Below are 7939 nucleotides of genomic sequence, written 5' to 3'. Positions count from 1 at the left end.
GACGTCGAGAACGTCGACGATCTGGCGCGGCGGGCACGGCTTGCGCGCGAGATCGTCTATTCGGCGCCTTTGCCCGACGACGTGGTGCGCGAGATCCGCGCGGCCTATGCGCAACTGCGCACGGCGCAACGGCCGCCACGTGGGGATCTGCGGCCAGGCGCCTTCGGACTACCCGGACGTCGCCGCGCACTTGGGCGAGCTCGGTATCGATGCCATGAGCGTGACCCCGGACCCGCTGCTCAAGATCACCCGCGACGTCCTCGCCGTCGAAGAGCGGCTGGGGCGCCTGCCCCGGCGGCAACTCGAAACGCAGGCCCATGAGGTCGCCCTTTGGATTGACCCGGCACAACATCCCCGTGAGCACCTTGCCAAATTCACCTACGCATCGGCACCTGACGGGTGTCGCAAGCATGCCCACCTTGGAGGTTGACATCATGAAGAAGCGCTTGAAACCCCTCCCCCTCCCCCCTGCCTTCGTGCGCAGGCGCCGTGCCGGATACCCAATGCCCCCCAAAGAACCTGCGGGCGACGAGCCAAGGCGTGCGTGGATCCGGACCGGACCGACATCGCACCGAGGCGGCCAGGTGCACCAGGCTGTCCCAGCGGGTTTCAACAAGTGCCGAGTCCACGCTCGCCTGACACACGGCGGCGATCTCCTGAGGGGACGGCATGCCCCTGGGCACGAGCAGATGGCGCTGCTTGAGCTCCCCTGAGCTTTGGCCACAGGTCGAAGCCTCGTGCACCGCACGTTTTGTGGAAGAGCCGCAGCCGCCAGCGGCAAACGCCTGCGTCGCCTGCCCGAAGGCCAGCGTGCGCTGACGGTCGGCGTTTGGCTTGCGCTCGGTCAAGCCTTGGTCGTGCCGCTGGCTCTAGAGTTCGCACATCCGAAACACGACATGAGAGAGCCACCAATGAGCCAACTCATTTCTTCACTGATGCGGCGCACCATCACCAGCGTGGCTATGGACGACACCGTAGCGCAGGTCGAAGCGTTGCTCGCCAGCAAGCGCATGACCTGGGTCCCGGTCCTTGAACGCTCGCGAGGCGAGGCCGTTGGCGTCATCAGCGCCTGGGACATCGTCAACTTCCATGCACAGAAGCGCAACGCCGCCACCACGCAGGCGTGGCAGATGTGCTCGTACAAGCCGATCGTCGTGGATATCGAAACGCCTGTCGCACTGGTGGCCTCGCTCATGGTGGAGCGAGGCATCCACCACGTGGTCGTGACCGATTGCAATGGACTCGCGGGCGTCGCTTCTTCGCTCGATTTCGTCCGAACATTTCTCCCGGAGAGCCTCCAGTCAGATGGTCGCCCGTAAACACACCTCAAGGAAGAACCATGTATCAACACATCCTCGTTCCCATCGACGGCAGTCAGACGTCGCAGCGCGGACTGGAAGAGGCCATCGGCCTTGCGAAACTCACGCACGGTCGGCTGCGGTTTCTGCACGCTGTCGACGATCTTTCGCTTGCCCTCGCCATGGACGCCTACTCGGGGCAGTCCCGCGAATGGATGAAGCAGTTGCGTGAGGACGGGCGCCGCATCCTCGACACAGCAAAGGCAAGGGCTGACGCAGCGGGCGTTGAAGCCGACACGGTGCTGTGCGACCGGGCCACTGGGGCAGTCCATGAGCAAGTCACGACCGAGGCCGACATATGGCACGCGGATTTGATCGTTGTCGGCACACACGGCCGTCGCGGCGTCAATCGCCTGGTGATGGGTAGCAGCGCAGAGAATATCCTGCGTCATGCGCGCGTGCCTGTGCTGCTGGTGCGTGCGGCTGGCGCCAAGGCGAAGGACGAATCCGCGCATGAAAGCGTGAAAGTGCATCTGCCTTCGGCCGCGCTCTCGCTCGAATAACGCGCCGACAGTTGAAGCCGCTGGCGGGAGGCTTTTGATACGACGTTTGACACAGGTGTTTCCCCCCATGCGCGGCGTTCACGGTGGCGTTTCGAAGCAAGCCTAGATTGGAGTCATGGAATCACCCTCGTATTCAGCAGATCATTATGACCACCACGCATGCTTCCCACGCCTGCGAACTTCGCTTCCACGCCCTCTTCACGGACCGCCGCCGCTCCTTCTCGTTTTCCGTGCGACGCAACGGGGCATGTCGACATGGATTCGCTGAGCGAACGCGCCCTCAACAACTATCTTTGCGCCCGAGCAATGATGGGCATGGAAGTGCCTTGGCCAGATGTGCGTCCGAGTACAACGCATTGAATCCGATCGCGGGCGAACGGCGGATTCGGTGCAGCGTCGAAACCTCAACATGCCCGCCTACCGCCACCACATTGCCGCATCGCTGATCGCGCTTGTCCTTAGCATTGGGGCGGCCTGCATCGGCCACGCCCAGCCGGGGCCCGCAGAGCTGCGCAACGCCTACCGCGACCAGGTCAACCGCTGGCTGGACGTGCCGGACGATGAGAGTCGGCGATACGGCCGGCTTGCGCTCGACGCGCTCGAGCGCGCCGCCGCCGTTCCAGCGCCGGCGCAGTACGTGGCATTGGTCGACCGCAACCCGAACGTGCAGGTGATCTTCATCTACTGGGTCGCGGCGGGAACGTCCCCTGAGCTGATCGGCGCGTCGCCCGTTTCGACCGGACGCGGCGGGAAGTTCGATCACTTCGAGACCCCCTTGGGCGTCTACGAACACACGCCGTCGAACCCCGATTTTCGCGCCGAAGGCACTCGCAACGAGAACGGCATTCGCGGCTACGGCCTCGCCGGGACGCGGGTGTTCGATTTCGGGTGGCAACAGGCCGAGCGCCTTTGGGGAAATGGCGGCATCAGCACGATGCGGCTGCAGATGCATGCCACCGATCCAGACTATCTCGAGCCGCGCCTCGGCACCGTGCAATCCAAGGGCTGCATCCGGATTCCGGCGAGCCTGAACCGCCTTCTCGACCGCTTCGGCGTGCTGGACGCCGACTACCTCCGAGCTCGCGCCGAAGGTTCGTCCATGCGGGTGCTCCCGGCCACGCAAACGCCGGTTGACGACGGTGGCCGCTACCTCGTCATCGTCGACACGGAGCGAATGGAGCGTCCTGCCTGGGCGCCCGCGCCCGGAGCCCCTCAGCAGCGAAATTCCACCCCACCTGCGCCTTGATCCAGCGCAAGACCACTCTGGCAGAGGCTGCCCAAAGTGATGGCTCTTCGTCTCCTCACCCCCTGAAAGGAAACCCCATGAGATCCGATGCACAACTCCGAAACGACGTCCAGTCGGAACTGGACTGGGACCCGGCGATCAAGTCCTCCGGCGTGGGGGTGATCGCCAACGACGGCGTGGTCACGCTGACCGGCCATGTCGGCAGCTTCGCCGAAAAGTACGCCGCCGAGCGCGCGGCGCAGCGCGTCAAAGGCGTCAAGGCGCTCGCCGTCGAGATCACGGTCAAGCTGCCCGCTTCCGATCAACGCACCGACGCCGACATCGCCGCGGCGGTCGAGCGCGGCCTCGAATGGTCCGCACTTGTGCCAGCGGGCAAGATCAAGCCCCTGGTCGAGGGCGGCTGGATCACCCTCAACGGCGAAGTCGATTGGGAATACCAGCGAAAGGCCGCCGAAAAGGCGGTGCGCAACCTGATGGGCGTCACCGGCGTCTCCAATCTGCTCAAGCTCACGCCAAAAGTCGTCCCGTCGGATGTCGAGAAGCGGCTGCACGATGCCCTGGCGCGGCAGGCCGATCGAGAAGCGGATCGGATCCAGATCACGGTGACCGGGTCGCAAGTCAACCTGAAGGGTCGGGTCCATTCGTGGGCCGAGTTCAATGCCGTGCAAGGCGCGGCATGGTCCGCGCCGGGTGTCACCTCGGTCCTGAACGACCTCGTCGTTCAGGACTGAGCCGGCCCTGGTTACCCGACCGGATGCCCGCCGCGGCTTCCTTGATTCAGCGCAAGCCGACTCAGGGGAGCTGCTTCTACATTGATTAGTTTGATAAGAGAAGCGGAGATGGCATGAGCAATGTCCTGGTGGTCGTCTACTCCTACACGGGGACTTCACGCCGCGTGGCGGAATTGCTGTGCGGCCAGCAAAACTGGCCCATGGCCGAAATCGTGGAGCTCCACCCCCGCAGTGGGACTTTCGGGACTTTGCGTTGCGTGCTCGACTCCGCATTGCGGCGCACACCCGTCATCCGCTATGAGGGGCCATCGCCGAAGGACTTCGACGCAGTCGTGCTGGTCTCACCCATCTGGGCACAGCGGCTTGCCGGTCCGATGCGCAGCTTCATCACAAACAGGCACGACCAGCTGCCCGACGTGGCGGTGGTGTCGGTCATGGGAGGCACCGGCGCCCCTGACGCCATTTCCGAAATCACGCAGCGGATCGGGCGCGCGCCCATTCTGAGTACATCGCTGTCGATGCACGAAGTCGACGACGGTAGCTTCGCCGCCCGCCTGCAGGCCTTCGGCACGGCGGTGAGCAGCGCGGAGATTCGCAATCGGTCGTGCGCCCCACCGTCCTGTCGCCGCTGGCCGCCTGAAGCATTTAGCCGGGGAGCAAGCACCATGAATGGATTTTCAGTCGCGTTGAGTCGCATCCCTTTCAACGATGTCGTCACCATGGTCGTCGATGCCCTCAAGGGCGAAGGACTTGGCGTTCTCAGCGACATCGACGTACAGCGCGCGATCAAGGAAAAGCTCGGCGCCGAAATGGGCCCGTATCGCATCCTCGGCGCCTGCAATCCGCAACTGGCCCATCGTGCATTGCAGACTGAACCCGACATAGGGCTTCTGCTTACCTGCAACGTGATCGTTCGCGCGGAGCCGCCCGATCGCGTGGTCGTCGGCTTCGTGAGTCCGCAGAGCCTTGTCGGCCTATCGAGCGCTCCCGACATCTCGGCGGTCGCCGAAGAGGCCGTGCAGCGCCCGCGTCGTTGTGCACGCTTCAATGTCTAAGACTGGCATCACCCTTCCGTTCGGCCGCCGCCTTGCCGTGTTGGCTTGCGCCTGCTTTCTCAGCGCGTGCGCAGTCGGCCCGCAGACATCGCCCGCCGCATTCCTGGCGACCGAAGCCAGCGGTCCGTCCGATGCGTCTTTTTCACCGATCGTCGCCGCCCGACATGCTGCCAGCGTGGTCGACATCAGCACCCTGCGGATCGGCCGCCACGAAACGGCGGGTGATCTCGAACTGGAGTTCGCGCCCGAGATCGATTTTGCCGACAGGCTAGCATTGCCGTTTCCGGCGAGCGTGCGAGTCAGCGAGATCCGCGACCTGGCCTCGGGCATGGTCCTCACGAGCGACGGCCTGATCCTGACCAGCGCCCACGTGGTCGCCGACATCGACGAAGTCCAAGTCCGCCTGGGCGACGGCCGCCGGTTCCCGGCCAAGGTGCTGGGCGTCGACGGGCGCAGCGACGTCGCATTGCTGAAGATTGACGCGACCGGGCTTCCGAGCGCCGTCATCGGCGATTCGTCGAAACTCGCGCCGGGCGACTGGGTCGCGGCCATTGGGGCGCCTTTCGGCTTTCACGGCACCGTCACCGCGGGCGTGGTGAGCGCCGTCGACCGCTACATCGGAGGTGCCGGGGGGATCCCTTTCATCCAGACCGATGTGGCCATCAATCCCGGCAGCTCGGGCAGCCCGCTGTTCAACGGTCGCGGCGAGGTCGTCGCCATCAATTCGATGATCTATAGCGGCAGCGGCGGCTACATGGGCCTGTCGTTCGCGGTGCCGATCAATTTCGCGATGAAGGTCGCAGCGCAATTGAAGGCCTCAGGTCGGGTCCGGCGGGCCCGCATCGGGGCCGACTTCCAGGAGATGACGCCCGCGCTTGCCCAAGCCTTCGGATCGAAGGAAATGGCGGGCGGCGCGCTGGTAGTTCTCGTAGACGCCGGCAGTCCGGCGCAGGCTGCAGGGCTGACCGGGGGCGACATCGTCACCGCGCTCGACGGCGCGCCGATCGCGCACTTCACCGAGCTGCTGCGGCAGATTGCCGAACGCCCGCCCGGCAGCCACGCCCATCTGGACGTCTGGCGGCAAGGCAAGAGGAAGACGATCGCGGTGACGCTCGTGGAGGAACCATCGCCCAGGAGCACCCTGCGACCCGACCTCTCCTTCGAGTGGAACGACGGCCTCGGGCTGCGTCTCGGCGAGCTGACACCTTCGCAACACCTCCAGTTGGGCAGCAATGGCGGGCTGATTGTCCGCGAAGCCGCCGGCGTCGCCCGCAGCGAAGGCATTCGGGAGGGGGATCTGATCGTTGCGGTGAACGAACTGCGGCTGGACCGCGTCGAAGACTTTCGGCGCCGTCTGAAGAGCCTGCCGCCAGGGCGGACCGTGGCGCTGCTGGTTATGCGGGACTACCGGATGGCCTACGTGCCGGTCCGGGTGCMGAGGACGCGGACCGCCCCGCTGGATTGAAGCTGGAGAACCGCCGTGGAAACACCCATCAAGTCATTGCTCGTCCACCTGGACGGCACGGCCGCCGCCGGAACCCGGTTGAACCTGGCAAACCAATTCGCCGCCACTTGCCACGCGCGGGTGAGCGCGCTGTTTGCCGTGGCACCGCGCTATCTTTCTGCTCTTCCTTTGATGCCCGGCATGCCCTCAATGCCCTTGGGCGCCCCGGTCGATCCGGATCATCGGCTGCTGGCCATGAACGCTTTCGAGAAAGCACGGCTGACCGGCAYGCAGCCGTGCGAATGGTTGGAACTCAACGGCGAGCCCGTCGTCGAGTGCTTTTCCCGTCGAGCCCTCACCGCGGATCTGCTGTTTCTCGGCCAGCGCGATCCCGAGGATGTGTCCGGCTATGACGTGCCGGCTGACTTCGTGGAGTCAGTGGTCATCGAGAGCGGCCGGCCGGCGTTCATCGTTCCCTACGCCGGCGCGACGAGCGTCGCGCCCAAGGTCGTGCTTGTCGCATGGAAGCCCACACGCGAATGCGCGCGCGCCGTGACTTCCGCCCTGCCCTTCCTGCAGGGTGCGAACCGGGTTTGTCTGATCGAAGAGGGAGGCGACCCGACGCAGGCAGCGCCGGTCGAGGTCCGGGAGTATCTGCGTCTGCACGGCGTCTCGAAGGTGCATGAACAGGCCAGGCTTTCGGAGCACCACGCAGGAGAGGAACTGCTCTGCGTCGCCGCGGATTGCGGCGCCGAGATGATCGTGATGGGTTGCTACGGACACAGCCGCGCCCGCGAATTGGTGCTCGGCGGCGCCATCCGGACCGTGCTGGAGTCCACCAAGGTCCCTGTCCTGATGGCGCACTGAACCGCTCAGTGAAAGGCGGCGGCCAGACAGAAATGCCGACGTCGGACACAGCCGGTGAATACTCTGGGACCGGTTGGCAACGAGGATCCGCGGTTGTCGAGCGAATGTTGGCAGTGCCAGGGCAGGTCAGGCCGACCAGGGGAGCGGAAAAGCTCGAGCGAGAGCAGGAAGGTCGGGAGATGTCCCAGACAGCGTCGGGAGTTTTGCGCGACCGACCGATTCTCCAGACAGTGTCTGGGGAATCTGGTCTGCTGACCAAGCCGTGTAGAAGAGCCGCATCTGCCACAGGTTTTGCCGACTGAATCCACGGTCAAATCGAGCTGACAGGTCGGCGGACAGGCGTTCGATCAGGGCTTCGCCGTAGGCGGCGCGCTCCTGTCCACCTTGCTCAAATTCGACGATACGTCGGCCGACCTCCCAGTAGGTGGCGGTCATCAGCGCGTTGACGGTACGCGCGGCGCCTCCAGCAGCGCAACGATGTCGGCGTGGACGTTTGCGTACTCGGCCGGGTCGGGTGTCATGGCCGTCATGGCAGCTTCTTCATCAAGGTTCGGACCTGTCGATTCAGCTGCGCACTGCGGTCGAAGTTTGGCGGAGCTTTCCAGGATGTGCGGCAGGTTCATCTGCGCCAGCATATAACGCGGTGAGTGAGCTGTTTGCGCAAATCGGAGTGTCTTTCCAGTAAACGAAGTCTCCAACGGCGATTCGCGCCTCGACAACCATGCTCGCCCGCCC

The 7939-nt window shown here is 64.8% G+C and carries 10 protein-coding genes and 1 pseudogene; 8 read left to right on the top strand and 3 right to left on the bottom strand.

Going from position 1 to position 7939, the window contains the following annotated elements; translation table 11 throughout:
* The coding region (locus AC1DY5_RS33570; protein ID WP_478118551.1) for a putative PEP-binding protein at positions 1-430 on the top strand (430 nt) is incomplete at its 5' end.
* Between the two features lie 139 nt (positions 431-569).
* On the opposite strand, the pseudogene AC1DY5_RS33565 reads toward AC1DY5_RS33570, so the two are convergent.
* Positions 570-735, bottom strand: a pseudogene (locus AC1DY5_RS33565) (Tn3 family transposase); the annotation flags it as partial.
* Between the two features lie 122 nt (positions 736-857).
* Between AC1DY5_RS33565 and AC1DY5_RS33560 the strand changes: the two are divergent.
* From AC1DY5_RS33560 to AC1DY5_RS33530, 7 genes are all read left to right on the top strand, one after another.
* Positions 858-1319, top strand: coding sequence for a CBS domain-containing protein (locus AC1DY5_RS33560; protein ID WP_478118553.1), 462 nt, complete (start codon positions 858-860; stop codon positions 1317-1319).
* A gap of 20 nt (positions 1320-1339) precedes the next feature.
* Positions 1340-1861 carry a universal stress protein gene (locus tag AC1DY5_RS33555; protein WP_478118549.1) on the top strand — a complete coding sequence of 174 codons (522 nt, stop codon included), beginning with the start codon at positions 1340-1342 and terminating at the stop codon, positions 1859-1861.
* A 409-nt stretch (positions 1862-2270) separates the two neighbouring features.
* Positions 2271-3107: a L,D-transpeptidase gene (locus tag AC1DY5_RS33550; protein ID WP_478118547.1), complete on the top strand. Its 837-nt coding sequence runs from the start codon at positions 2271-2273 to the stop codon at positions 3105-3107.
* Between the two features lie 77 nt (positions 3108-3184).
* Positions 3185-3838 carry a BON domain-containing protein gene (locus tag AC1DY5_RS33545; RefSeq protein ID WP_478118546.1) on the top strand — a complete coding sequence of 218 codons (654 nt, stop codon included), beginning with the start codon at positions 3185-3187 and terminating at the stop codon, positions 3836-3838.
* A 113-nt stretch (positions 3839-3951) separates the two neighbouring features.
* Positions 3952-4893 (top strand): DUF302 domain-containing protein, encoded by a 942-nt coding sequence (locus AC1DY5_RS33540; protein ID WP_478118544.1) that lies wholly within the window; start codon positions 3952-3954, stop codon positions 4891-4893.
* A 175-nt stretch (positions 4894-5068) separates the two neighbouring features.
* Positions 5069-6358, top strand: coding sequence for a trypsin-like peptidase domain-containing protein (locus AC1DY5_RS33535; RefSeq protein WP_478118542.1), 1290 nt, complete (start codon positions 5069-5071; stop codon positions 6356-6358).
* A gap of 15 nt (positions 6359-6373) precedes the next feature.
* Positions 6374-7204, top strand: coding sequence for a universal stress protein (locus AC1DY5_RS33530; RefSeq protein WP_478118540.1), 831 nt, complete (start codon positions 6374-6376; stop codon positions 7202-7204).
* Positions 7205-7330: 126 nt separating this feature from the next.
* On the opposite strand, the gene AC1DY5_RS33525 is transcribed toward AC1DY5_RS33530, so the two are convergent.
* Together AC1DY5_RS33525 and AC1DY5_RS33520 are read right to left on the bottom strand one after the other, a co-directional pair.
* Entirely contained in the window at positions 7331-7639 is a 309-nt protein-coding gene (locus AC1DY5_RS33525) for a DUF1016 N-terminal domain-containing protein (RefSeq protein WP_478118538.1), read from the bottom strand.
* On the bottom strand, positions 7639-7939 hold a 301-nt coding region (locus tag AC1DY5_RS33520; RefSeq protein ID WP_478118536.1), incomplete at its 5' end, for a hypothetical protein. The genes AC1DY5_RS33520 and AC1DY5_RS33525, both read right to left, overlap by 1 nt.

It is taken from the genome of Variovorax sp. P4_D9, from assembly GCF_056401695.1.
This window is presented reverse-complemented; position numbering and strand designations above follow the sequence as displayed.

Bases quoted from the DNA above. Each gene is read 5' to 3' on its own strand.
- AC1DY5_RS33555 (WP_478118549.1), top strand. From the start codon at position 1,340: ATGTATCAACACATCCTCGTTCCCATCGACGGCAGTCAGACGTCGCAG.
- AC1DY5_RS33550 (WP_478118547.1), top strand. From the start codon at position 2,271: ATGCCCGCCTACCGCCACCACATTGCCGCATCGCTGATCGCGCTTGTC.
- AC1DY5_RS33545 (WP_478118546.1), top strand. From the start codon at position 3,185: ATGAGATCCGATGCACAACTCCGAAACGACGTCCAGTCGGAACTGGAC.
- AC1DY5_RS33540 (WP_478118544.1), top strand. From the start codon at position 3,952: ATGAGCAATGTCCTGGTGGTCGTCTACTCCTACACGGGGACTTCACGC.
- AC1DY5_RS33525 (WP_478118538.1), bottom strand. From the start codon at position 7,639: ATGACCGCCACCTACTGGGAGGTCGGCCGACGTATCGTCGAATTTGAG.